Raw genomic sequence first — 23,196 nt, 5'->3', positions numbered from 1 at the left:
GGACCTCTACGACGTCTGGACGCCGCGCACGTTCATGAGCAGCCCCGGGGCCGACGCACAGCTGGCCGACGGCGCGCCGATGTCCGGGAGCCACCTGTCGATCTGGTGCGACAACCCGGACTTCCAGACGGAACAGCAGGTGTCGGAGAGCCTCGGCCCATGGCTGCGCTCCTTCGCCCAGCAGATCTGGGGTTCACCCAAACCGGCCGCCGTCTACACGGAGTTCACCCCCTTGATCGACTCGGTCGGGGACGCACCACGGGAAATCCCCGGGTAGCCGCGTTCCGACGGACGGCACCGCGCCCGCCGCTCGTCCCACCGCACCCGACGCTCGCGCCCGCCGTCCGTCCCACCGCGCCCGCCGTCCGTCCCACCGCGCACCGGGTCCGCCACCCCTGGCCACCCGTCCAGCGGCGGTCACGCCTCCCGTACGCTGACGGCGGCCCGGTGGTGGCGGGGCGTCTCGGCCTCGTCGATCAGCGCGATGGCCAGGTCCGCGTACGTGATCCGGCTGGCCGGGTCGCCGTGCTCGGCGATCCGGTACCGCCCGGTGCGCGTGCCCTCGTGGTCGAAGTCGCCCGCCGGGGCCACGTACGCCCAGTCCAGGTCACACTTCCGCAGCTCGTCGAGGCCCGCCGCGTGGCCGAGGCCGAACGACCGGTACTCGTTCGGGTAGCCGGGCTCGTCCATGAGGAGGGCGCCGGAAGCGCCGGGCATGACCGATGAGAGCCCGACCACCACGAGACGGTGCACGCCCGCGCCGGCCAGGCCGGTGGCCAGGGCGCGGGACGACTCGGTGAAGAACTCGTGCGGCGCCACGGACAGGTCCGCAGCGGCGCTGACGGCGGCGTCATGCCCCGCGGCCACCTGCTCGACACTCGCCGCGTCCATGACGTCGCCCGCCACGACCCGCGCGCCGGTCAGATCGCTGTGGCACGCAGGGTCGCGCACCACGGCGGTGACCTGGTGTCCGCGCCGATGCGCCTCCGCGACGGCCTGCCGCCCGGCCCTGCCCCCGGCACCGAAGACCACAATGTTCACGACGAACTCCCCATGTCCGGAGCCGGAGTTCGAGCACCCCGGCCAGTCCTCGGACGCTATCGAGGACCCTGGTTACCACAGGGATACCGGCCGGACAGCCCTTACGACCTCACCCGCGACAGCGAGCGGGCTCCCGACGCCCTGCGGCTCCGCCTCCGGCGTTGTCGTCAGTCACGAGGGCTCCTTCCCCGAGCTCTCGGCTCCGCTCGAGCAGGGGAGACCCCATCCGCTCCCTCCTCCGCCTTGGATGCGAAGCCGCATGACGCCGCTCGCTGATCCACTCTCCATCGCGGGTGAGGTCGTTAGGCTGAGTCCATGAGGGAACCGCTACCCGCCGACATGTTCGACGAACTGTGCCCGTCCTCGCTCAACCCGATCCGATTCGGCGACAAGTGGGCAGCGCTCGTCATCCGCTGCCTCGAACACGGCCCGCGCCGCTTCTCGGAACTGCGCGTGCCGCTGAGCCGCGTCACCCCCAAGGTCCTGACCCAGTCACTGCGCGCCCTCGAACGGGACGGCCTGGTCAAGCGCACCGTCTACGCCGAGGCCACCCCGCACGTCGAGTACGAACTGACGCCGATGGGCCGCAGCATGCTCCGCACGATCGCGGTCGCCTGCGCCTGGACAGCGGAACACTGGGACGAACTGCTCGACGCCCGGGAGTCGTACGACGAAGCGAACCGCCTTGACCGCGCCGGATAACGAAGCAACCGGTGGTCCTACCGAGGCTCGCAGCATCCTCACCCGGGCCAACCGCGAGCACAGAACCCGCTTCCGCCTCGATCGCCCACTCACCGGCGGATTCCAGTCCCACACCTGGCTGTTGGCCGGAGCCGACGAGACCGGTTCCGATGCGGGCCGGGCCGTCCTGAAGTGGTCGCCGAACCCCGGCCTGGTGCCCCGGACGCTGCGTGCGGCGCAGGCCGTGGCAGAGGTGCGTGCCGCGGGATACATGACTCCGGCCTGGGTGGCGACCGGCGTCACCGAGGCTGGATTCCCGTACCACATCCAGGAGTTCGCACCCGGGGGCAAGGCCGACAGGCTGACCGACGCCACGGCGCGACTGCTCGTTCCGCTCCTGGAGAGCCAGCGCGGCCTGGACCCGGACCCGGAGCGCTGCTGGTCGCGGTACGTGTACGAGTCGCTGGCCGACGGGGGCGCCGAGCTACGCCGCCGGCTGGCCGCCACCGGACCCGACGGCCGTCGCTTCATCACGGCGGTCGGTGCGCTGCTCCAGGCGTACGGAGAGGTCGAACTCCCGACCGGCGATCTGGTCCACGGGGACTTCCGCCTCGCGAACGTTGTCGTCCCACCGGACGGCCGCCCCGTCGCCGTCGACATCGAGGCGCTGGGCAGCGGCACGCGCGCGTACGACTACGCGACGCTGCTCACGGAGGACGAGGTGGACGAGTCGGCCTGGAACCTGATCCGTGCGGCCGGTGAGCGGGTGGCGGGACCGGACGTACTCGCGTACTGCTTCGCCCTGACGGCGATGGAGCTGGCGGACTTCGTACGGGAGAGGGTCCCCGGGCGCCTGCCGCTCCTCATCGGCCCGCTGACGGCACGCGCGGAGGCGCTGCGGCCGTAACAGACCTGGTCCGCCCCGCACCGCAGACCCCCACGCCCGTCAGTCCGCCCGCTCCGCCGTCGGGTAAGGCACGAACACGCTCAGCCGGTACGTCGTCGGCTGCTCCGTGCGTCCGCACAGCGTCTCCACCCGCAGCATCGACGCGTCGGTCAGCCCGCGCTCGGCGCGGATGCGCGGCACCGCGCTCTGCCACTCCGCCGCGTCCTGGGTCTCGAAGACCACTTCCCAACGGCCCGCACCGGCACCCCGCAGGGGCCCGCCCCGCTGCTGATTCCTGCGCTTACGCTGTCCTGGCACCGGCCCAGCATGTCGCCCGCCCGGCCCCCGGGCAAACGGAAGCGGGTCCGACTCGGTTCGGCCGGTCCAGCGGTCTGTGGGTCGGTCCGCAGGGCAAGCAGACACGTCCGACCGGTCGCCCCCTCCTCTGTAGCAGTCGCGTTGCCCCGCTGTGACAAACCCACGGGGATCGGCGAGGCAGGCTGTCCGCTGAAGGGGTTCGGACTCGACCAGCCGAACCCGGTACCAAGGAAAGTGAGTTGGCCATGGGTAAGTCTCGCAAGCTCGTCGTGACGATTGCCGCCACTGTTCTCGCAGGAGCGGCCGGGGTGGGAGTCGCGCAGGCATCCACGACGGGGCACGCGTCCGGAACAGCCGCCGCGAGTGCGCCGTCCTCCTGCCGTCCGGCGAACCACATCGCGAAGATCGCTCAGGACGCGAGCAGCGCGGGCCACAGCCACTACCGCGTCACCCTGACTGCCGCACCCGGATACTCGTCCTGCAAGCTGGCCGGTTCCCCCAGCGGCGTGCAGTTCTACAACAACGGTTCGCGGGACGGGGTCACCGCGAAGTCCTACGGAACGCAGACCACCGCAGTGACCTTCGGCCCCGGCCACCCGGTCCACTTCGACATCCAGGTCCCGAGCACCGGCAAGGGTGCCAAGGCCGACGAGGCCCGGTTCACGCTGATGGCTCCCGGTGGGGAGATCCCCGGCCAGTCCTTCGCCGAGGGCTCGTTCCGCGTCGACGCGGGCACCCAGATCGGCCCGGTGCAGGCCGGCGCCTGATCCGCTGCCGCATCCGTAGCGGTACGCCATCGTGATACCTGTGCCGTCGTCCCCTCCCGGGGGCGGCGGCACAGGGCTGTCCCCGGGGAGATTTCGGGGACTGACTTCTCGTGCGGTGGGGGCAGTCGTCATCATGAGGGAGACCGCGAGCTACGGGGGTGACGCGAGGTGTCGGGACAGGTGCCGTCACGGCAGGAGATCATCAGGCGCCGCAGGCGAACGGGGTTCGTCGGCCGGCGCGGTGAGATCGCCGCGTTCCAGGACAACTTCGCGCGGGACCCGCAGGACGACCAGTACCAGTTCCTCTTCCACATCCACGGCAACGCGGGCGTCGGCAAGACCACGCTGGTGCGGCAGTGGGAGGACGTGGCCCGCGAGAAGGGCGCGGCGATCGCTTCCGTCGGGGACGAAGTGCACAGCGCGCTCGAAGTGATGGAGTCGGTCAGTGCCCAACTCCGGGCTCAGGGACTGCCGTTCAAGGACTTCGACCGTCTCCTCGCGACGTACCGGCAGCGCCGTCAGGAAGCCGAGTCGCCCCCCGCCCTCCAGTCGGAGGCGAACCCCGGCGGTACGGACTCGGGCGGCGCGTCGCTGTCCAGCACCCTCGCCGTCCAGGCGGGCCTCACCGGTCTGGGCATGCTGCCCGGCGTCGGTGCGTTCACCGGCGCGGTCGACCCCCAGCAACTGGCCCAGCGCACCGACCGCCTGCGCGCCTCGCTGAGCGCGCGATTCCGCAGCCACGACGACGTGCAACTGGTCCTGGACCCCGTACGGATGCTGACCCCGCCCTTCCTGGAGGGGCTGGCCCAGGCGGGGGAGCGCAGGCCGTGGGTGGCGCTGTTCTTCGATACGTACGAACGGACCGCGCCCGTGCTCGACACCTGGCTGCGCGACATCCTGATGACGGACCGGTACGGTTCGCTGCCGCTCAACACGGTGGCCGTGGCCGCAGGCCAGGGCAGGCTCAACGCCCGGGTGTGGGGCGACTGGCTGGACCTGGTGGCCGAGATCCCGCTGGACGTGTTCACCGATGAGGAGGCCAGGAGGCTGCTGGCGACCCGTGGCGTCACCGAGGACGAGGTCATCGACGCGATCCTCGATCTGTCCGGCAGGCTTCCGGTCCTCGTCGACATGCTCGCGCAGAAGAACCCGCACGAGCCGACGGCGGTCGGCGACCCGTCCGACACCGCCGTGGAACGCTTCCTGAAATGGGAGAGCGACCCGCAGCGGCGGGCGGCGGCGCTGGCGTGTGCGCTGCCGCTGCGGCTGGACGAGGACGTGTACCGGGTGGCGGTGGGGGAGGGAGACAGCGGCGGCGGTACGGGCGAGGAGTACGCCTGGCTCCAGGGCCTGCCGTTCATCAGCGGTGAGGCGGGCAGGTGCCGGTACCACGATGTCGTACGTACGCAGATGCTGCGCCTGCAGCGGAAGCAGTCACCGATCCGCTGGCGGGAGCAACATCTGCGACTGGCCGACGTGTTCAGGAGCCGGAGACTGGCAGTCGAACGTGTCCTCCGTAGGGAAAGGGCATGCTTGTGGGACGCCGGTTGGTGGGAGCACCACCTCAACGAGATGTATCACCGCCTCTGCGCCGATCCTCGGGAGGCGCTGCCTGCTGCCTTGGGCCAGACGGTGTGGTCCTGCATTCCTGGCACGGCGGAGATGAACCGCTGGAGTCAGCTGCTTGTCCGGGTAGGAGGGGACGCCGGAGCCGATTCGCTCGCCATGCTGGGCCGCCAGTTGGAGAGCATCGCGGATGCCGAGGAGAGCACCGGTGTGCTCACTGCCGTCCTCACCTTGCTCCTGGCCCGTACGGAACTGGGCACGAAAGACAGAGCTCTCGCGCACACGGTCCGCGCCCGCGAGCACCGCAAGGCCAAGCAGTACGGCCGCGCGCTGGCGGACTGCGGCACTGCCCTGGAACTGGATCCGGGACTTGGGCGGGCCTGGGCCGGCAGCGGGGAGATCTACCGCCTGGTGGGGCGCTATGAAGAGGCGCTCACCAATTTCACTCGCGCGATCGAGATCGACCCCGATGACAGCTGGGCCTTCGCGATCCGTGGGCGGATCTATGGGGAACTTGAGCGGCGCGAAGAAGCCTTGGCTGATTTGACGTGCTCGCTCGCGATCTATCCAGGTTACTTGTGGGCCCTCGTCAATCGGGCGGATATCTATCGCTCTACTGGACGGTATGAAGAGGCGATCGCCGACTATTCCCGTGCGGCTCAACTCGACCCTTCCGACGGCTGGTACGCCCTGGAACTGGCCGTTGTGTGCCACATGGCAGGAAGGTCGGAGGAGCACGCCCATTGGCTGCGTGCCCAGGAATTATTCACCGAACAGACAGGGGGTTCCCCCATTTCCGCTGCGCGCGCCCGTGGCAATCTCCTGATTGCCGCATGCGCGCAGTCCCGTTGGGAATCGACGGAGGTGCGGCTGACGGAACTGCTGGCGAGTGACCCCGAGGAGGTGCGGATCCGTACCGTGCGCCAGGACTTGCGCGAAATACAGCAACTGCTGGCGTTGGACGAGGGGCAGGTCGGCCGCCTGTGTGAGGTGTTGGAGACCGCTGAGGTGGAGGCGAGTGCGAGGGCGTGACCGATGCGGAGTAGGTATGCCAGGTAGGGAAGTAGGTATGCCAGCTATGTCAGGTACGCCGCATCGGGCTGCCAGATAGCGCCACTTGACCAGCCAGGTGCAGCGCCAGATCGATCGCATCCCGTCAAAGGCGTGCAAGTGCAGTACTCGGCTTGACAGTTGAAAAGGACGCCCGGATACGCTCAGATCACGCAAACCACACGTAGTTGACCCCGGCGGTGCACCAAACACCCCGGGGTCCGACACCGAAGAGCAAGCGAAGGACTTCGATGCGCATCCACAATAGCGCCCACGCGCGCCATTTCACCGTCCTGGCCAACTCCGTCCTACGGGACCGCAGACTCAGCTTCACGGCCCGGGGCATCCTCTGCCACCTCCTCTCGCTGCCCGACGGCGCCCGGGAGGACGTACGCACGCTGGCCGACCGCAACCCCCGACTGGGCCGCCGGGGTGTGGCCCAGGCCCTGGACGAGCTGATCCAGTACGGGTACTACGTACGCCGGACCCACCGGGACGAGACGACGGGCCGACTCCGTACCGAGACGTACGTGTACGAGAGCCCGCCAGGTGCGGATAGGGCGGACGGTGCGGAGGGCCCGCCGACCGGGACGCCGACCGGGAGCCCGACGTCCGTGCGGCCGGGAACCGGCCGGGCAGCAGGCGGGAAGGCGGGAGCGTCCCCCGAAGGGGAAAAGAACCAGGAGAAAGAACCCTCCCCCAAGGAGCCGGATCCGGCGCGCGAGCCGGGACCGGGACCGGTAGAAGCGGGGGCGGGGGCCGATGCCCAGAAGCCCGAACTCCTCGCCCGCGCCGCCGCGTTACTCGCCCGCCTCGGCGTCCACGAACCCAAGCTCGCACTGAGCGCCGCCGACTCGCTGACCCTGGCCCCCATGGCGGCCCGGTGGCTGGACCGGGGCGTCACCGAACTGGAGACCCGTTCCCTGCTGGCGGACGGCCTGCCCCCGGTCGTCCACGCGCCGAAGTCCTTCCTGGCCGCGCGACTTGAGCGCAAGCTTCCGGCCCACCGGACCAGCCGCGACGCAGCGGCCCCGGCCGCGCCCCCGGCGGAGTGCGCGGACTGCCGCGACCCGCTGCCGTCCGGCCAGACCACGGGAATCTGCGGGGAGTGCGCCGGGGTCGTACGTACGGGGGATCGCAGCCTGGCCGACCCTGCTCCGGCGCCCCTGGCGGCCGACCTGGTGCCCGACCGTGTGGGCCACCTCCGCGCGCTCCTGCGCGGCGGCCGGCCGGCGCCCGAGCCCAGCTGACGGCGTCAGTCGCCCTGTCCTGCCCCGTCCTGCCCTTACGCGTCCGCGGGGAAGACCTCGCCCATCGAGGCGAACGTGCCGCCGTCGGTGTGCAGCCCCTTCTTCTTGTTCATCGGGGAGAACGAGCTGGTCGCACCGGTTTGCATGTACGACTTCAGGTAGGCGGACTGGCCCTTCGACTTGGCGTTCGCCAGGTTGATCAGGGGCTGGTAGTCGGCCTGGGTGACGGCGTTCATGACGGCGAAGCGGGTGGCCTGTCCGGCCGACGCGTGGAGTGCGTCCAGGGCGCCCTTCGCCTTCTCCTGTCCCGCCGCGTCGAGCGGGAAGCGGGCAGGCACGTTCAGCTTCACCACGGGGCCCCCGCCACCGGACTCGGAGATGTCCTTCCCGCCCCCGACGTTGAAATTGACAGCGATGACGGTGTAGCCCGCCCCTTCCGCATCGGAAAGGAAGCCGGGGGAGTGCTGGTGCGCATCGGTGATCGTGCCGGTGCCACCGCTGGTGGGGTTGCCCCAGGCGCTCGCCGGGTTGCCCGTGCCGACGCCGATGAAGAGCATCACCTCCTTGTCCGGGTCCTTGGCCCGCGCCTGATCCATGACCTGCTGGACCCGGTGGGCGGTCTCGCCGAGCAGCCGGAGGTCGTCGTTGTCGAGGGAGCCGCCGAAGCCCTCCGCCTGACCCTGGGGCGTGTTCCGCATTTCCGCCCTCTGCACCGGCACCGCGGACCCCGCGCGCTGCTGCCCACCTGCCCTCGCGGCGGCCACGGTACTGGCCACCGCCGCGTTCCCCGCGGAGTTGTGCAAGGTCTGCAGGGGGTTCCCGGACCCACCCGTCCGCGCCCGCGGGCGTGCGCCCGTCGCGCGGCCGAGCGCCTGGTCCGGGTGGTGTGCGGGGTGTGTGTCACGGGAGTGCACGGCGGTTCCTTCCACGGGGCGGGGAGTTGGCCCCCATTCTCCCTGGCTCAGGGCGCTTCGGAAGGGGCATCAGGTGTCCCTTAAGGGCAAGGTTCCCGTGCTCGACGTGTAGCGGCAGAAGGTCGAGGTCCGGCGGAGCCGGGTCCCGGATCGGGTGAACTCGTCTGCGTACGGCGCCTGTTCCGGCTGGGGAGGGCTGTGGCAGGCTCGGATCATGGTCGCAGAGGGCACAGAGCGCACAGAGGTCGCAGAGAGCACAGAGGGCACAGAAGGCACAGAGGAAGCACTACCGAAGGAAGCCGAGGCCCTGGGCAGGCAGGCTCTGGAGTGGCTCCTCCGGTCGGCGAAGGAAACCGGCACCGGAACCGGCAGTGGTATCGGCACCGGCCCCGGCGCTGGTACGCACACCGGCCCCGGCCCCGGAAGCCGCACCGGCCTGGTGTGGACCGACACACCGAGCGACAACGAGCTGGACTTCGACCTCTACAGCGGCACCGCCGGAATCATCCCGGCCCTGCTCGAAGGCCGACGCCACTTCGGCGACGACCGGTACGGCGACGCCGCCCTGCGCGCCGCGCGGACCATCGAGGCCGCGGTGGCGGAGTGGGAGGCCAGCTCGCTGTACGGGGGCCTGGCCGGGATGGCCGTCGCGCTCCACGCCGTCCACACCGAGTTGGGGGACAAGGCGGCCGGTGCCGCCGCCGACCGCGCGCTGGTGCGGGTGCGTGAACGGTTCGACGGGACCCGCTGGGGCGACCTGTTCGAACTCATCGGTGGCAACGCCGGTATCGCACTGGGCGCGCTGGCCGTCGGCGACACCGAGCTGGCCGTGCTCGCCGTGACGCCCTACCTCCGTACCGCCGAACCCACGGCGGGCGGCGTGCACTGGGAGGTGCGGGCCGGGACACCGGCCCGCTTCCACCACATCTCGCACGGCACGCTGGGCATCGTGCACGCGCTGGCCGCGGTGGGCCGGGCCGCGAACCGGCCCGACCTGGTCGAACTCGCGGTGGCCGGCGCCTCGGACGTGGTCGCCCGCAACGAAGCGGACGCCGAAGGATTCCTGGTCCCGCACTCCGACCCGCAGCACAAGCCGGACATCATCGAGCGCTACAGCTACGGCTGGTGCCACGGCCCGGCCGGCGACGCCCAGACGTTCCGGCTGCTCGGCTCCGTACTCCAGGACCCGTCCTGGTCGGCGCTCGCGGACCGCTGCTGGCACACCGTGACCCACTCCGGCCTGCCGGAACGGCTGCGCCCCGGCTTCTGGGACAACAGCGGCCGGTGCTGCGGTACGGCCGGGGTACTGGCGCTGGCCTGCGACCGGTCCGTCGAACAGCGGGACGGGCTGGACTTCGCGCGCGTCCTCGTCGCGGACATCGCCTCCCGGGCGACGGTCGACGAGCACGGCGCCCGCTGGTCGAACATCGAGCACCGCGTCAACCCCAGCGTCCTCGAACCACGGAACGGCTGGGCCATGGGCAACGCCGGAATCCTCCGGGAGCTGCTGCGGTTCGCCCGGATCAGTACGGGACGGGACGCGGCGTACGCGGTCGACTGGCCCGATCAACCGGCCGCGGTCGCACGGAGCGGCGAAAACTGACGGCACCGGGCATGGTCTACCCATGACCGACACAGATCCTCCGGCCGAGGCCGCGGCTCCGGCCGCGGCCTCAGTTCCCGCTCCCGCCCCAGCCCCGGCTCCGCATCTGCCGACCGGTTACCGAAGCCGCCCGGCCACCGCCGCCGATGCCCGCGCCGTCCACCACCTGGTCGCCGCCTGCGAACGCGACCTGCTGGGCCGCGCCGAGACCGGGCCGGAGGCCGTCGCGGCGGAACTCGTACGGCCCGGCCCGGACCTGGCGGCCGACACCCTCCTCGTACACGGCCCGGCCGGAGAACTGGCCGCCCGAGCCCGGGTGACCGGCGGTCGCCGCAGCACGGTCGACGTCCACCCCGGCCACCGGGGCCGGGGCCTCGGCGCCGCACTCCTCGACTGGGCCGAGACCCGGGCCCGCCGGAGCGGCAGCGAACGCCTCTCCCGGACGGTCCCGGACAGCGACGGCGCGGCGGCCACGCTGCTGCGCTCCCGTGGGTACGTCCCGTTCGTCACCGAGTGGCAACTGGAGATCACCCTGCCCACGGAGCCATCGGTACCGGCCCCGCCGGAGGGCATCGAGGTACGACCGTTCCGCCCCGGCGACGAACGGGCGGCGTACGAGCTGACCGAGGACGCGTTCGCGGGCTGGCAGAAGCGCCGGAAGCCGTACGAGGAATGGGCCCAACTCGCGGTCGACCGGCCCACGTTCGTACTGTCGGCCTCGTGGGTGGCGTACGCCGGTGACCGCATGGCGGGCGCCGTACTGGCCCTGGACGCCCCGGCATCCGGCGAGGGCTACATCGACCGGGTCGCGGTACGGGCGGACCACCGCAACCGCGGAATCGCCCGCGTACTGCTCCAGGAGTCGTTCCGCGCGTTCTACCGCCGGGGACAGCGCACCTGCACGCTGTGGACCCACTCGGGGACGGGCGCGCTGTCGCTGTACGAACGGGTGGGAATGACGGTCCGGCACAGTTCCACGACGTACGGGAAGATCCTGACCGCCGCCGGATAGCGGGCCCGGCCGTACGCGAGGAGCCCGCCGGCCGTACGCGAGGAGCCCACGCCCGGCCGTACGCGAGGGGCCTGCGCCCGGCCGTACGCGAGGGGCCTGCGCCCACGCCCCCGCCGCTCCGCTGTGCGGTCTGCCTCAGTTCCGTTCCGGGACGGCCATCTCCCCCAGAAGGGACCAGTCCTCCTGCGGAATCGTCGCGTTGACCACCCGCGGGGTCTCCACCAGGTGGGGCGGCAGAGTGCTCTGGGCAGCGATGAAGTGGTCGGAGCCGACGTGAGCGGCACCGGCCTCGCCGTCGCGGAAGGCCTCGACCAGCACGTACTCGGTGGGGTCCTCGACACTGCGGGACCAGTCGAACCACAGGCACCCGGGCTCGGCGCGGGTGCCCTGGGTGAACTCGCGAGTGATGTCGGGCCACGCGTCCGCGTACTCGGGCAGGACACGGAACTTGGCGGTGATGAAGATCATGGATATTCCTGAGATGTAGATGAGGGGGGTGGACGGTCGGCGGAGGCCGTGCTGCCGACGCACCTGCCCGGACCGCGATCCCACGATAACGCCGGGGGGACTGCCCCGCCCTCTGCCGCAGCCCCACGGGCCACCTCGCAGGGACGGCCCGGCCTTCAGCCCGACTCCGAGCCCGGCACTCCTACTCCGAGCCCGGCACTCCTACTCCAAGAACAGCTCCCCGACGGTCTCATCCCCACTCGTCTCTCCCGTCAGCCGGAACCCGAGCCCCAGGTAGAAGCCCTCGGGCCCGTCCCCGCCCGGATGCCAGCTGGCGGTCAGACGGCTGCCCCCACGACGCCGGATCTCCGCCGCCACGGCCTCCACCGCGAAGCGCCCACAGCCGCGCCCTTGCTCCCCGGCCGCGATGTTGAGCCGCCACAGACCCGAGCGGATGTCGGTGCCGGTGCCGTCGCCCGCGAAGTCGATGTCGAGGAACGCCATGAGGAAACCGACGGGCCGGTCACCGTCGAGGATGAGCCGGGGCCAGGCGACGCCCGGGTGTACGTACGCCTCGGCGAGCGACTTCACGACCGGCGCGACCAGGTGCTCCTGATCGGCACGGACCTTCAGACCGATCGCGTCATCGAAGTTGGCGGCAGTGATCTCAGCCAGCCGGAACGGCGTGGTCGGTGCAGCGGGTGTAGTCGGCGTAGATGTCGTAGTGGTCATACGAGGAAGGTAATCAGGCGGATCAAGCGAATTTCGTCAGCGAAGTCGACCACGGTGGAGGGCGGTCCTGGCCTGCGGGATGCGCGGGGGCGGAACCGGTCGGAGTGGGCGCAGTTGACCGATGGGGATGGTCCGGCGGCGGGGCAGCCGGACCCTTGTTCGGGCTTGAGGAAATACGGTCCCGGGGCGGCGATGTGGCGTACGGCTTTGTCGTCATCGATGGCATGCGGGCCACGCTCACGGCACCACCGGGACGGCACCACCGTGCAGCAGGCTCAGCCCAGTAGCCCTCTGATCGCCGTGACCAGTGCCTCGCCCGTGTGCTGGACGGCCGTTCCGGCGACCAGCGCGGGCAGGGAACGGGCAGCCATGCGCAGAGCAGGGCGGAAGCCGTCACTCTCCGGGTCCGTCAGGACGCCCGCCAGCACCGTCGTCTCATCTCGCAGGGCCTCCGGGTCCGCCAGCAATTCCGCATTGCGGTTGATGTCCGCACGGAACGCCGTCAGGAGGGCGGCGACGGAGTCAAGCGGAACGCCACTCTGGCCGGTGCCGGTCTGAGTGACGTGGGACAGGACGTGGCCGTCGGCGATTTGCGCGGTGCCGGTGTTGTCGCGGCCGATGTTGATGCCGGACCCGGGGGCCTGTGCGGGCTCGGGATCCGGGGTCCGTGCGGGCTCGGGATCCGGGGTCCGGTGCGGTAATCCTGGGTTCATGAACACTCCTTCGGTCGAGGCGGGGTCGGGTGCCGTGGGCGCAGTCTGCGCCACCTGCGTCAGCGTCACACCACCCGCGAGCTGGATCCCCGCATTGTTGTCGCCCAGCACGTGAATGCTGTTGATCACCGTGTGCCGGTCGGAGAACGCCTCCGTCGCGAAGCCGTGGTGTTCGAGCAGGGCCTCCACAGCGCTGAGGACGGCCGTCTGCATCAGCTCGACGTGGCGTTCGGCGTCGCCCCTCTGGTGCAGGTCGGAAATCTCGGGCAGGGACAGGTCATCGCGCAGGCTCAGTGGGGTGTCAGGCCCGGCTGGATCCGTCTCCTGCGCCGGTGTCTTCCGGATCCGCCGCCACAGCGTCAGCCACGGCCCCGCCGCACCGCGCAGGCCCTCGAACACCGCGCGACTGGCCGGTTCGGGCAGCGGCAGCAGTGGTGCCATCACCTGTGGTCGCAGTGTGAGTCGCAATTCACCGGCCTGGAGTGCCACGTGCGCGAAGAGGCTCACCACCAACTGCCCCTGCCAGCTCACGCACTGCGCCCGCAGATACGGCCGCTCCGGCCGACCCAGCCCGCCCGTCATCTCCGACGTTCCGGCCTCGCTCCGGTTACGCGCCAGCCACAGGTCGGCCGGCAGGGCCAGCACTCGGGCTACCGAGAAGCCGGGCAGCGGAGCGGTCTCCGTGAGGTCGCCGGGCCTGCTCTCACCGTGGCCGACAGTGGTCAGCGCGGCCCCGATGCTTTCCAGCAGCTCTGTCTCGCGCATTGCCACGACGGGCCGTTCGGGCTGCCGGGGCCGCAACGGCACGCGGATTTCCGCCGCGCCCCGGACTATCCGGCCCGCGCCGATGAAACGACCCTGAACGTCGTACGGCAGCGCGGTGCCGTATTGCCGGGCGTCTACCGAAGCCAGGTGTCTGCGGACCCATGGCCTGGCGAAAGGCAGCCGCTCTCGGGCGCCGCCGTATCGGCTCGCCCGTTTTCGCGCCGACCGGGCGACCGCCTCGTCTACGACATACACGAGGGCTACGGCGGCTGCCAGCACGAAAGGGAGCTGGGCGCTGTGTGCCCACAGCTCGTAGAAGTTGTTGTGTTTCTGCATCGCGACGAGGGTGAACAGCCAGTAGCCGACCAGCGGTAACAGCGCCCAGCCCGTCCCGGACGGGCCCAGCACCCATGCGACGCCGAGCGCACCCAGCCATGTCAGGGCCGAGCTTGGTGCCCAGGCCACGACCAAGCCGACCACCGCCACTACTACACCCCGGCGAAGCAGCTGCCGCCGACGGACGCGCACTCCGTGCGTGAGCACCGGTATCAGATCGAAGCCGTACGAGGGGACCGAGCGCGCCGGGTCGCGCAGCACGTCCTTGACGAGCCGGAGCAGCCGCGCCTCGCTCAACCGCATGGGGTCGGCGACATGGGCCGAGTGCGCATAGAGCGCCGTGCAGAGTTGTCGTGTGACATCGGAACCTGCCGCCTGCGGCGGTGACTCGCCCGCCGATAACTCCCCAGTCCGCACCCTGTATCGCTCCCCCGGTCCGGCGTGTACCGTGTTGGAGCATCTTTACCTCAGCGGCCCCGGTCGCGCTATACCCCCACACGCCGCGTGTGGATGACGGTGCGTCCCCGGGCGACAGCAAGCGGGGAAGCCGTCTGACCGTTGAGGCGCGGCAAGCGTGGAACCGCCAGCGACTCAGCCGAGCCGACCGACTCGTACGGCTCCTGCAAACTGCGCCCACGCAGCTCCACTGACGGTCAGCAGCGCAGCGTTTGGCTGCTTCGAATCCCGTACCAGCGCGCCATCGCGCATGAGCAGGCATGCGACACACTCCGTGCCGCTGCCCCCGCTGTAGGTCGACTTGAACCAGCGGGGATGGAACTGCCCTTTCATCAACGCCCCCTGTAGTTGCGGCGCCGTCCGACGCGAGGAGGCGGCGGAGGCCGTGGCGTTCGCTGAACGCTCAGAGCTTGGGCACGACAGGGAAGGGCAACTGACCCGACCACTCAGCGAGCGCCCCGGATGCCTGCTCGCGCAGATCGCCCTCAACCGGGACCTCTGACAGAAGAGTCCGGTCCTTGTTCGGCAGCGACAGCTCGCGGTAGAACTGCAGGTCTTCGAAGCCATTGACGCCGACATCATGGCTGTTGGCTGCGTACACGAGGCGTGAGATCCGTGCCCAGTAGCAGGCGACCAGGCACATGGGGCAGGGTTCACTGCTGGAATACATGACACCGTCCTCCATGAGATGACGGCCGAGCGCACTGCCCGCTGAACGCAATGCCATGACCTCCGCGTGCGCGGTCGGGTCGTTGAGCTCCATGACGGAACTGGTCCCCGTACCTACCGTTTTGCCGCCGATGACGACGATCGCGCCGAAGGGCGTCTTGCCCTCGTCGGTCAGGGCCTTCCGCGAGATGGCTACGGCCTGTTCCAGGAACGTACGGTCCTCTGAGTTCTCCGGGGCGAAAGGCAACCGAATCTCCCTCATCTCACATGTGGACCGAGGGGTCCCCGTCGCTGAAGGGCCCTTCGAGATCCACGTCGTAACCAGTCAGGGGTGTGCTGGCGCCGTCAGCGCCGATCGTGCGCAAGGCGAGTACCGCGTTCTGCGGGTTGGACCACCGGCCATCCTCCAACAGTTCGACCATATCCGGGACGGACACCACCGCCTGATCGCCCGGGATGATCAAGCGGTGTACCTGGGCCGCCGGGCCTGAGAACAGTGCGCCCGTAGCGGCGAGCCGGTAGTTCCACTCGTCGAATGCTCTCCGTACGGCGTCGGAATCGGGCGCTCGACCGGAGGACGCGGGGAGGTTGTGCAGAACTACTCGGGTGATTCGCAGCGATGCACCGCGCCTCAGCTGAGCCGTGAGGACCGCCTGGTCGATCTCGTTGCGGAGGTCCATGCGCTGGGGCCGTAGCCAATTGACGTCACATTGGACGATGACCGCCCGTTCGATAGCGGGGTCCGTCAGCCGGGCCGTGCGCTGTAGCCAGAGTTCAGCATTCATGAGAGCACCGGGTCCTGCGCGCCCACCAACTGAAGAACCTGGAGTCCCACGACAACTGTCTCTGTCCGGTCGGTGATGCCGACTGGTACGGGGAGTACGCGCGCGGCGAGAGCCGCGGTCGACTTCAGTACGGGCGTGGGCAGCCCGGCAAGGAAGGCCCGGAGCTCGGTAGCTGGATCGCCGGAGGCGAGAGGTGCCAGGCGGCAGGCGATGGCGAGCACCATGGCGGCCAGCCGCTTCTCGGGCTCGGCGCGTGGCGAAGGGCTGGGAAGAGGAATCCGATCCGTGCGCTCGCGTACCTGTCGCCACGGTGAACCGGGCTCATCCGCGCGTGCCATGAGGACGAGCAGCTCTTTGCGGGCCTGCGCAGCCGTCGTGAACCAGCGGTGCGTAGCGAAGGTGCGCAGGTAGGCACCCAACAGCTGTGGATCCGGTGTGAACTCCGGGCGGATGAGCTCGGGCGGGTGGACGAGTCGGGCATCTCGGAAGGTGGCAATGGCGCCCACCGAGGCGAGACACCAGAAACGGTCGAAGCCGACGACCGAACCGAAGGCTTCCCGAGCAGCATCCGGTGCTTCGCCGGAAGCGGGATCGGCCGCGCCGTACAGGGCGCCTCGCATCTGGCTGAGGACTGACGCACCGTCCCAGTAATTCCCCATGAACTTCCGGCCGGTGAGGAACTGGAACACGCCGTAGAAGGCGTTGGCCTGATGGGCGCCGTGGAACTCGCTGTAGTCCCGCACCCAGAGCAGTACGCCGACCGGGTCGGTCAGAACCGAGGCGACGTCGTCCGGGTCGTCGACGGTCTTCGGATCCGGGTCGACGCACAGGAGGATGCGCAGTCGGCACTCGACCGACATGGCGACGAGTTCCCGCGCGGCCCTGCTGGAAGCGATACCGCGTACGGACATGAGCATCGAGGTACTGCCGAGCCAGGCCAGGTAGCGGCTGGTCGCCCCGAGTACCGCAGCCGGATCCGGCAGATCACGCGCCTGGACGAGGATGGACCTGACGAGGGACTCCGCACTGCCGGTGACAACGACGGGGTCCGCCCCGCGTACGAGTGCTGCCCGGCACAGCCGGTGCAGCACTTCGAGGTGGAGGGCGACGGAGTTCTCATTCGCGGGAGCAGGGACGCGGGCTGCGATGAGCTGGCCGACGAGATTCCGGATGCCGCTGGGATCGTTGCGGCTGATGATCTGGTCGAGTGTGCCGAGATACGCGGCAATCAGGGGATCGTTGCTCAGCTGCTCGTCGAAGCTGATTTCCTGGTTGCGCAGTTCAACGAGGCCGCGTGTGAGGGTGGCTGTCAGCAGGCGGTTTCGGCCTCCAACGCTGGCCAGGCCGAACAGCTGAATGAAGGAGAAGACCCCGAAGATATTCGCGAGGAGGAAGAGCAGCGCGCCGTAGGTCGCACTGATCTCGTTCTTCCAGAGCAGACCGCAGCCCGTGAACATCGCGGCGACCCAGCCGATGAACACCCACTCGCGGAAGGCGATGTGGCTGTCGATGGCGTGGAGGGACGGCCAGGAGCTCTCGGCGGAGAACGTGAGCGCGAAGATCACGGCTTCGCCGGTGAGCAGCGTCGCGAAGAAGGCCACGGAGAACTGGGTGGCATCGACAACCGTGTCCTTGTCGGCTGGCACGCCCCATGCGAGTCCGACGAGCCCGAGCGAACAGACGAGAAGCGCAGCCTGCCGTCGTAAGTGACCCATGCCGCGTGCGCCCCCTGATGCTCCGCTGAGGGCCAACTGTTCCAGCGAGCACAGGGGTTGCCAAGTGACCTCAGTCGATTCGGCCAGATCGCAAGGCGGTGATGAAGCCGGTCCACGCGGAGTTCCCGAAGGCGAGTTGCGGGCCTAGTGGGTCCTTGCTGTCCCGGATCGCTGTCCCGGAGGGCACTGCAGCGGCTTCGAGGCACTCACTCGTGTTGGCCCCGCTGTACGAGGACTTGCACCAGGAGCTGTTTGGTATAGCCGGGCGGCTCTGCATCAGATTTCCTCACGGACGCGTTCGATCATGGCTGACGAGGCAGACATGTCCAACGCTTGCGCGCGCAGGTAGTCGAACGCAAGTCGGTACCGGTCCAGTTCTTCGTCCTTCTCCATGAAGAGTGAGCCGAGATGGATGTCGACGTAGACGACATCCAGGCTGGGTTCCGCGCCGCCAAGGATCACGAAGCTTCCCATCGCAGCGGAGTGCGCGCCCTTGGAGAACGGGAGTACCTGGAGTGTGATGTCCGGGGACTGGTTGGCCTGAAGCAGATGGTCGAGCTGCTCCCGCATGACGTCACGCGAGCCGACGACACGGCGGATCACCGACTCGTCGAGGATGGCCCAGAGATGCAGTGGCTTGTCCCGGGCGAGGATCTCCTGGCGTTTCATGCGGATGTCTACGAGCCGCTTGGTCTCTTCCGGCGGCAGCCGCATCTCGGATGCGTTCTGTACGGCCTCTGTGTAGCTGCGGGTCTGCAGCAGGCCCGGCACGTACAAGCAGTTGAAGTGGTCCTCGCGCACCGCTTCGTCTTCAAGGGTGAGCAGCAGATTCATCGTCTCCGGGATGGAGTCCGAGAAGGTGCTCCACCATCCCTGCCGCTTGGCGTCCTTGGCGATGGAGACGAGCGCTCGGCGTTCGGCCTCACTCGCCCCGTACTCGCGGCACAGCGCGTCCACGACGGGCCACTTCACGGGCCCTTGCTGGGTTTCATACCGGCTGATGGTGGCCTTCGAGACGTCAACCAGGCGGCCTGCCTCCTCCAGTGTCATGCCCTTCCGGGCGCGCAACTTGCGCATCATGGCGCCGAGTTGGCGACGCCTCGTGGTGGCCCCAGCTGACATGGAAGTAACCCTTCGCTACAGGCCGGTCAGTTGCTCTGACCGGTGGCCAGGCTATGCGGCCGTGAAGTTCACGAACTACCGGATTCACCCGGAAGAGTCCCGTGAGAAGTTACACAGCGAGATTTCTTAGTGCCATACTCACTGCCGTAGCGCTACGCAGCGCAGTCGTACGGATACGACTGGTGCAGGGCTGATGTGGCGCGGGAGGGAGTGCAGCCATGTCTGGCTACGAAGTCACTGGACCCCGACTCCGCTGTGTTCTGCCGTTCGAGGCGGAGCCGGCTGAACTCCGGTCGCTGAGAAGGGTTGTGCGCGATCAGCTCTCCGGCTGGGGACTGCCCGGCCTGGCGGACGAAATTCAACTGGCGGTCACTGAACTCGCGACGAACGTGATCAAGCACGTGGGCCAGGGCGCGCCCGCGACTCTCGTGATGGAGTCCGGAGACGGCCGCCTGCGCGTGGAGCTGCACGACACGAGCCCGGTGGTGCCTGTTCAGAAGGAAGCTCAGTGTGACGACGAGTGCGGTCGCGGGCTTCACCTGCTGGCCGGCCTCTTCGCGGAGTGGGGCACCGTCGCCACGGCCACGGGCAAGGCGGTCTGGTGCGAGATGGCGGTTGGCGCGGATCAGAAGTGCCGCCGGATTCAGCGGGCGGCGGCGCTCCTCGACGGTTACGGACGCATGGCTGGGATGCCGGTGCTGGCCGGCAGCGGCCACCGGTCCGTCCTTGAGGAGTCAGCGACCGACCTCATCGCGGACCTGCTCCACTGGCTCGCTGCGCAGGGCGGTGACCCGGATGCGATCTTGGACCGGGCCCAGATGCACTTCGAGGCGGAGGCAGCCTGATGCGGACGATATGGCGGGAGTGGGCTACGCGAGGCGGCTGGCCTCAGCGGCCCTCGCCCATCTCCGCCCGCAGAGCCGAGGGTGTACGCCACGATGCGCCGCGGTGGCCTCTGTGGCACATGCGGTGGCAGTTCGCGCAGAGGAAAGCGAGATCTTCCAGCCTCGTTTCGCGGGGGCCTGAGATGTGGAGGGGGAGTACGTGGTGCACCTCGATGTAGCCCTCGCCAAGACCCCCATACCTCTGGCCGAAGTGGAATCCGCACACTTCGCACTGGAGAGGCTGCCCGGCTTTGAGCGCCTGGGCGATCTTTCGCTTACGCAGGCCAGGGTTCCGTTCGCGGGAGATCGCCCAACGGGCGAGGAGACGTCCCTCGGTGGCGGGCATGCCGTCTTCGGCGACTTCGTCCGGCTGCTCGGGGATGAGTACGAGTTCACCAGACGCGATTCCGTCTTCGATGGCCTGGGCGGCGAGAAGCATCTCTGCTTCGCGTTCGATAAACGCCTCGGTGACCAGTTTGGTCAGCTTTCCGCCTCTGGTGGCGGGGCCGGTGTAGTCCGGCCGACTTGTGAGGAGATCCGCACTCTTGCGGCTGATGCTGGCCGCCGAGCGGAATTCGGGGACCTCGCTTGCAGCGTCCCCATGGAGGGGCAGCGAACGCAGCAGCTCTGCAAGATCCTGCGTCGGCCGTTGATACGCCCTGAGCTGGCGCCAGTCGTTGTTGACGACGCGCGAACAGATCAGCAGCAACTCGTCCCAGGTCCAGTCAGGGCTACGCACGGGCAATATCGTAGAGGTGTTCACCGTGGCGTGGGTGTTGTCCTGAGCATGAGAGGGCGTGCCGCACACTATGAGAATCAGCATTGTCAGTGGGGTCTGTCACCCTCTGTGAGGGCGGAGTGCACACAGCGTCCGCCGTGCAAGTTCGTAAGGAGGGTGCATGACCAGCACTGAGAGGAAGTTCACCTCGGTTGAGATCTGCGCCGGGGCAGGAGGGCAGGCTGTTGGCCTCCATAACGCTCTGTTCAGGCACCTCGCGCTGATCGAGATCGATCCACACGCGTGCGCCACTCTCCAGAAGAACGTGGTTGGCAACTCGGAGTGGGACGGCTGTGAGGTCATGAAAGAGGACCTTACGAAGCTTGAGCCTCCTGAGCTGAGGAAGCGCCTGAAGCTGAACAAGGGGGACCTGGGTCTCCTGGCGGGAGGCGTGCCGTGCCCGCCGTTCTCAGTTGCGGGAAAACAGCTGGGCGAAGATGACGAGCGGGACCTGTTCCCCTACATGCTCAAGCTAGTGGACGAACTTCAGCCCAAGGCCGTGATGATCGAGAACGTTCGCGGTCTGCTCGACCAGAAGTTCCAGGGCTACCGCGACCGTATCCTCAGGGACCTGGAATCCATGGGGTACGTGAAGTGCTATTGGGAAGTCCTGGAAGCAAAAAGCTATGGCGTACCGCAGCTCCGGCCGCGCGCAATCCTGGTTGCGATGAAGAAGGAGTATGCGCAGCACTTCTTGTGGGCGGAGCCTGCGGAGCGCCCTGTCGTGACGGTTGGCAAGGCGCTGAAGGATTCGATGAAATCCCGGTTTGATGCCGTGGACGACCCCCGAGCTGAAGAGACGTTCCAGGGCTGGTTCGTCAAGGCGTCGAAGGGTGTAGCGCCGACTCTGGTGGGTGGCTCGAAGAAGCACGGTGGGGCTGATCTTGGCCCGACCAGGGCGAAGAAGGCATGGGGCGAACTGGGTGTATGTGGCCTTGGTGTCGCGAACGACCCCCTCGAAATGACGGATGCGGACCGCGATCTCTTCGCTGCCGCAGGCCCGAAGCTCACCGTGCGCCAGGCGGCGACCATCCAGGGGTTCCCTGACGAGTGGGAGTTCGCCGGCCGGAAGACTGCGGCCTACCGCCAGGTCGGCAACGCTTTCCCTCCGCCGGTTGCACAAGCGGTAGGGGAACAGATTATTGCGGCCCTGGAAGCAGGCTCGAAGAGGGGGACACTCTTCGAGGTGTCGGTTCCTTCAACTCCTGCCAGGATGAAGCCTGCTGACCGTCGCAGCGATCTTGAGAGCGCAGGCGTCAGGTGATTCGTGTTCCCAGAATCGGAGTACGGTCCAGCCTGCTGCGGTGAGTTGGTGGTCGGTGTCCCGGTCACGGGCCATGTTCCCAGCTACTTTGTCCGACCAGTAGCCGGAGTTGGTTTTTGGCGGCACGTAGTGCTCGGGGCAGCCATGCCAGTAGCAGCCGTCGATGAAGACCGCGACCTTCGCTGGACGGAACACCATGTCCGCTGTCCGGCGAAGGTCGGGCAGTGGCTTGGCTGAGACTCTGTAGCGGAGCCCCTGTGCGTGCACGAGTCGGCGAATGAGCCGTTCAGGCTGCGTATCGCGGCTTCGGATTGCTTGCATATTCCTGCGTCGTGCAGCTGAAGATGCCCAGGATCCCTCTGGGGGCTGCCAATCATTCGACATATTGGCCTCTATGAGCCCGACGCTTGAATCTTCGGCGCATGATCCGGGGCTTCCTCTCCGGTATCTACCGCGACCCAAGGATGCCCATCAATTACTGCATATGGGCGATCCGTATGATGGTGTGTCTTCCTTGCGATTTTGAATGCCACGAATTCGTCTGACCCGGGAACGGGTCCGCCTAGCGCGGCTGCGATTTCCCGTGAACGATTCCGGTCACCACCAAGGATAACGATACCTTCACGTCGCAGAACCGGGCGCGCACGCGAATTTCCGTTGTCTTCGCGGATCCGTGCCATGTAGTCCTGCTGTTGGGCAAGCGTCTGGATGACGCTCCTGTGGATGGGGGTCCCCAGGACGTGGCGGAAAAGGGCATTCACCCGCTTCTGGCCCGTAGTGGGCTGGTACAGGAGGTTGCGGGTCTCTTGCGGGAGATGCAGCAAGAGGTTGACGGGGAGTTTCCCTGACGGAACTAGCCAGTCAATGGTTTTGCGCCCAGCGGCGGAAAGTCCACTCTTCTGGTCTCGGTTCTTTCCTGGGTTGATGAGGGTGTGGCCGATCTGCTGGAGTCCCACCCGGAAACTTGATGTGTGGTCGTCGGCTGCCAGGAGAAGACAAACATGACCATCAGCTTCCGGCGGGATGGTCCAGTTCTTTCGAATGGTCCACTTGGCATCAACTTCATGCCCCGCCACAAGGAAGTCCATATGCTTTCCCCGTGGCAGCTTGAATCGGTCCCGGACAATGATCTCTACCTTTGTCCCTAGGTAGGTCTTCTCTGTGCTCGCGACCAATTCTTTATCTGTGATGTCATAGCGGCCGGTTCTGGGACCGTCCAGTACTTCATCGATTGCTCTTCTGATGCACGCCCCGAAGGCGGCCTCCATGTCGGGAAACGAGCGAAACCACTCGGCTGTTTCCGCGACGGCCTTGGACGAGGCAGCTGGAGACGCTGCCGCAGATCCAGGGGAGGTTGCGATGTTGGCGGCAGGGTCTTGTAGGGCCATGCCCCACAGGCTACCCAAGGCGCCGGACGGGTCCACTCGGATGTGTGGCCTCGC

Annotated in this window: 24 protein-coding genes and 1 pseudogene; 10 read left to right on the top strand and 15 right to left on the bottom strand. The window is 68.3% G+C overall.

What is annotated here, in order from left to right:
• Window positions 1-277: pseudogene (locus NBY69_RS05820) on the top strand (beta-N-acetylhexosaminidase); the annotation flags it as partial.
• Window positions 278-417: 140 nt separating this feature from the next.
• Here the strand turns inward: NBY69_RS05820 and NBY69_RS05815 are convergent.
• The gene (locus tag NBY69_RS05815; RefSeq protein ID WP_250298656.1) at window positions 418-1,041 is read right to left on the bottom strand and encodes an NAD(P)-dependent oxidoreductase; all 624 of its coding nucleotides are present in this window, start codon (window positions 1,039-1,041) and stop codon (window positions 418-420) included.
• A 315-nt stretch (window positions 1,042-1,356) separates the two neighbouring features.
• Here NBY69_RS05815 and NBY69_RS05810 point away from each other — a divergent pair, with 315 nt between their 5' ends.
• Both NBY69_RS05810 and NBY69_RS05805 read left to right on the top strand, forming a co-directional pair.
• Window positions 1,357-1,743 (top strand): helix-turn-helix domain-containing protein, encoded by a 387-nt coding sequence (locus NBY69_RS05810; protein WP_250298655.1) that lies wholly within the window; start codon window positions 1,357-1,359, stop codon window positions 1,741-1,743.
• A complete protein-coding gene (locus NBY69_RS05805) occupies window positions 1,727-2,629 on the top strand; it encodes a phosphotransferase (protein ID WP_250298654.1) in 903 nt (300 codons plus the stop codon). The genes NBY69_RS05810 and NBY69_RS05805 overlap by 17 nt, the downstream gene beginning before the upstream one ends.
• 39 nt (window positions 2,630-2,668) lie before the next feature.
• Here the strand turns inward: NBY69_RS05805 and NBY69_RS05800 are convergent, their stop codons facing one another.
• On the bottom strand, window positions 2,669-2,926 hold the full coding sequence (locus NBY69_RS05800; RefSeq protein WP_250298653.1) for a hypothetical protein: 258 nt from the start codon (window positions 2,924-2,926) through the stop codon (window positions 2,669-2,671).
• Between the two features lie 245 nt (window positions 2,927-3,171).
• Between NBY69_RS05800 and NBY69_RS05795 the strand changes: the two genes are divergently transcribed.
• The 3 genes from NBY69_RS05795 to NBY69_RS05785 all read left to right on the top strand — a co-directional run bounded on the left by NBY69_RS05795 (window position 3,172) and on the right by NBY69_RS05785 (window position 7,559).
• Window positions 3,172-3,693 (top strand): DUF4232 domain-containing protein, encoded by a 522-nt coding sequence (locus NBY69_RS05795; protein ID WP_250298652.1) that lies wholly within the window; start codon window positions 3,172-3,174, stop codon window positions 3,691-3,693.
• A gap of 180 nt (window positions 3,694-3,873) precedes the next feature.
• The gene (locus tag NBY69_RS05790; RefSeq protein ID WP_250298651.1) at window positions 3,874-6,291 is read left to right on the top strand and encodes a tetratricopeptide repeat protein; all 2,418 of its coding nucleotides are present in this window, start codon (window positions 3,874-3,876) and stop codon (window positions 6,289-6,291) included.
• 269 nt (window positions 6,292-6,560) lie between these two features.
• The gene (locus NBY69_RS05785) at window positions 6,561-7,559 is read left to right on the top strand and encodes a helix-turn-helix domain-containing protein (RefSeq protein ID WP_250298650.1); all 999 of its coding nucleotides are present in this window, start codon (window positions 6,561-6,563) and stop codon (window positions 7,557-7,559) included.
• A gap of 35 nt (window positions 7,560-7,594) precedes the next feature.
• Here the strand turns inward: NBY69_RS05785 and NBY69_RS05780 are convergent, their stop codons facing one another.
• Complete coding sequence (locus NBY69_RS05780) at window positions 7,595-8,473, bottom strand: hypothetical protein (RefSeq protein WP_250298649.1); 879 nt, start codon at window positions 8,471-8,473, stop codon at window positions 7,595-7,597.
• Between the two features lie 214 nt (window positions 8,474-8,687).
• On the opposite strand from NBY69_RS05780, the gene NBY69_RS05775 reads away from it, so the two are divergent.
• Both NBY69_RS05775 and NBY69_RS05770 read left to right on the top strand, forming a co-directional pair.
• Window positions 8,688-10,076, top strand: coding sequence for a lanthionine synthetase LanC family protein (locus NBY69_RS05775; protein WP_250298648.1), 1,389 nt, complete (start codon window positions 8,688-8,690; stop codon window positions 10,074-10,076).
• Window positions 10,077-10,098: 22 nt separating this feature from the next.
• Window positions 10,099-11,088, top strand: coding sequence for a GNAT family N-acetyltransferase (locus tag NBY69_RS05770; protein WP_250298647.1), 990 nt, complete (start codon window positions 10,099-10,101; stop codon window positions 11,086-11,088).
• Between the two features lie 135 nt (window positions 11,089-11,223).
• Here NBY69_RS05770 and NBY69_RS05765 read toward each other — a convergent pair whose 3' ends face one another.
• The 9 genes from NBY69_RS05765 to NBY69_RS05725 form a co-directional block, all read right to left on the bottom strand.
• Window positions 11,224-11,556: a putative quinol monooxygenase gene (locus tag NBY69_RS05765; protein WP_250298646.1), complete on the bottom strand. Its 333-nt coding sequence runs from the start codon at window positions 11,554-11,556 to the stop codon at window positions 11,224-11,226.
• A 201-nt stretch (window positions 11,557-11,757) separates the two neighbouring features.
• Entirely contained in the window at window positions 11,758-12,267 is a 510-nt protein-coding gene (locus tag NBY69_RS05760) for a GNAT family N-acetyltransferase (RefSeq protein ID WP_250298645.1), read from the bottom strand.
• Window positions 12,268-12,542: 275 nt separating this feature from the next.
• Window positions 12,543-14,384: a hypothetical protein gene (locus NBY69_RS05755; RefSeq protein WP_250298644.1), complete on the bottom strand. Its 1,842-nt coding sequence runs from the start codon at window positions 14,382-14,384 to the stop codon at window positions 12,543-12,545.
• Between the two features lie 288 nt (window positions 14,385-14,672).
• The gene (locus tag NBY69_RS37305) at window positions 14,673-14,870 is read right to left on the bottom strand and encodes a DUF397 domain-containing protein (RefSeq protein WP_266643003.1); all 198 of its coding nucleotides are present in this window, start codon (window positions 14,868-14,870) and stop codon (window positions 14,673-14,675) included.
• Window positions 14,871-14,940: 70 nt separating this feature from the next.
• Window positions 14,941-15,453, bottom strand: a complete 513-nt coding sequence (locus NBY69_RS05745; protein ID WP_250298643.1) for a nucleoside deaminase — start codon at window positions 15,451-15,453, stop codon at window positions 14,941-14,943.
• A 16-nt stretch (window positions 15,454-15,469) separates the two neighbouring features.
• Window positions 15,470-15,991, bottom strand: a complete 522-nt coding sequence (locus NBY69_RS05740; RefSeq protein ID WP_250298642.1) for a hypothetical protein — start codon at window positions 15,989-15,991, stop codon at window positions 15,470-15,472.
• Window positions 15,988-17,637 carry a hypothetical protein gene (locus NBY69_RS05735; RefSeq protein WP_250298641.1) on the bottom strand — a complete coding sequence of 550 codons (1,650 nt, stop codon included), beginning with the start codon at window positions 17,635-17,637 and terminating at the stop codon, window positions 15,988-15,990. Before NBY69_RS05735 ends, NBY69_RS05740 begins: the two co-directional genes overlap by 4 nt.
• A 139-nt stretch (window positions 17,638-17,776) precedes the next feature.
• Window positions 17,777-17,983, bottom strand: coding sequence for a DUF397 domain-containing protein (locus tag NBY69_RS05730; protein ID WP_250298640.1), 207 nt, complete (start codon window positions 17,981-17,983; stop codon window positions 17,777-17,779).
• Window positions 17,983-18,828 (bottom strand): helix-turn-helix transcriptional regulator, encoded by an 846-nt coding sequence (locus tag NBY69_RS05725; protein ID WP_250298639.1) that lies wholly within the window; start codon window positions 18,826-18,828, stop codon window positions 17,983-17,985. Before NBY69_RS05725 ends, NBY69_RS05730 begins: the two co-directional genes overlap by 1 nt.
• Before the next feature lie 308 nt (window positions 18,829-19,136).
• Between NBY69_RS05725 and NBY69_RS05720 the strand changes: the two genes are divergently transcribed.
• Window positions 19,137-19,673, top strand: coding sequence for an ATP-binding protein (locus tag NBY69_RS05720; protein WP_308409469.1), 537 nt, complete (start codon window positions 19,137-19,139; stop codon window positions 19,671-19,673).
• A 43-nt stretch (window positions 19,674-19,716) separates the two neighbouring features.
• Here the strand turns inward: NBY69_RS05720 and NBY69_RS05715 are convergent, their stop codons facing one another.
• On the bottom strand, window positions 19,717-20,535 hold the full coding sequence (locus NBY69_RS05715) for an HNH endonuclease (protein ID WP_308409468.1): 819 nt from the start codon (window positions 20,533-20,535) through the stop codon (window positions 19,717-19,719).
• A gap of 76 nt (window positions 20,536-20,611) precedes the next feature.
• On the opposite strand from NBY69_RS05715, the gene NBY69_RS05710 reads away from it, so the two are divergent.
• Window positions 20,612-21,754 carry a DNA cytosine methyltransferase gene (locus NBY69_RS05710; protein ID WP_250298637.1) on the top strand — a complete coding sequence of 381 codons (1,143 nt, stop codon included), beginning with the start codon at window positions 20,612-20,614 and terminating at the stop codon, window positions 21,752-21,754.
• On the opposite strand, the gene NBY69_RS05705 is transcribed toward NBY69_RS05710, so the two are convergent.
• A complete protein-coding gene (locus NBY69_RS05705) occupies window positions 21,689-22,138 on the bottom strand; it encodes a very short patch repair endonuclease (protein WP_284347859.1) in 450 nt (149 codons plus the stop codon). The genes NBY69_RS05710 and NBY69_RS05705 overlap by 66 nt on opposite strands.
• Before the next feature lie 8 nt (window positions 22,139-22,146).
• Entirely contained in the window at window positions 22,147-23,142 is a 996-nt protein-coding gene (locus tag NBY69_RS05700; RefSeq protein WP_250298635.1) for a NaeI family type II restriction endonuclease, read from the bottom strand.
• Between the last annotated feature and the right edge of the window lie 54 nt (window positions 23,143-23,196).

Source organism: Streptomyces sp. A 4/2 (genome assembly GCF_940670765.1).
Classification (GTDB): Bacteria; Actinomycetota; Actinomycetes; order Streptomycetales; family Streptomycetaceae; genus Streptomyces.
Note: the sequence above shows the minus strand (reverse complement) of the source record. Positions and strands in the feature narration are given on the sequence as shown.

Coding starts and splice junctions, on each gene's coding strand:
- NBY69_RS05810 (WP_250298655.1), top strand. CDS start 1,357: ATGAGGGAACCGCTACCCGCCGACATGTTCGACGAACTGTGCCCGTCC.
- NBY69_RS05795 (WP_250298652.1), top strand. CDS start 3,172: ATGGGTAAGTCTCGCAAGCTCGTCGTGACGATTGCCGCCACTGTTCTC.
- NBY69_RS05785 (WP_250298650.1), top strand. CDS start 6,561: ATGCGCATCCACAATAGCGCCCACGCGCGCCATTTCACCGTCCTGGCC.
- NBY69_RS05775 (WP_250298648.1), top strand. CDS start 8,688: ATGGTCGCAGAGGGCACAGAGCGCACAGAGGTCGCAGAGAGCACAGAG.
- NBY69_RS05770 (WP_250298647.1), top strand. CDS start 10,099: ATGACCGACACAGATCCTCCGGCCGAGGCCGCGGCTCCGGCCGCGGCC.
- NBY69_RS05765 (WP_250298646.1), bottom strand. CDS start 11,556: ATGATCTTCATCACCGCCAAGTTCCGTGTCCTGCCCGAGTACGCGGAC.
- NBY69_RS05760 (WP_250298645.1), bottom strand. CDS start 12,267: ATGACCACTACGACATCTACGCCGACTACACCCGCTGCACCGACCACG.
- NBY69_RS05755 (WP_250298644.1), bottom strand. CDS start 14,384: ATGCGGTTGAGCGAGGCGCGGCTGCTCCGGCTCGTCAAGGACGTGCTG.
- NBY69_RS37305 (WP_266643003.1), bottom strand. CDS start 14,870: ATGAAAGGGCAGTTCCATCCCCGCTGGTTCAAGTCGACCTACAGCGGG.
- NBY69_RS05740 (WP_250298642.1), bottom strand. CDS start 15,991: ATGAATGCTGAACTCTGGCTACAGCGCACGGCCCGGCTGACGGACCCC.
- NBY69_RS05730 (WP_250298640.1), bottom strand. CDS start 17,983: ATGCAGAGCCGCCCGGCTATACCAAACAGCTCCTGGTGCAAGTCCTCG.
- NBY69_RS05725 (WP_250298639.1), bottom strand. CDS start 18,828: ATGTCAGCTGGGGCCACCACGAGGCGTCGCCAACTCGGCGCCATGATG.
- NBY69_RS05715 (WP_308409468.1), bottom strand. CDS start 20,535: ATGCTGATTCTCATAGTGTGCGGCACGCCCTCTCATGCTCAGGACAAC.
- NBY69_RS05710 (WP_250298637.1), top strand. CDS start 20,612: ATGACCAGCACTGAGAGGAAGTTCACCTCGGTTGAGATCTGCGCCGGG.
- NBY69_RS05705 (WP_284347859.1), bottom strand. CDS start 22,138: ATGTCGAATGATTGGCAGCCCCCAGAGGGATCCTGGGCATCTTCAGCT.
- NBY69_RS05700 (WP_250298635.1), bottom strand. CDS start 23,142: ATGGCCCTACAAGACCCTGCCGCCAACATCGCAACCTCCCCTGGATCT.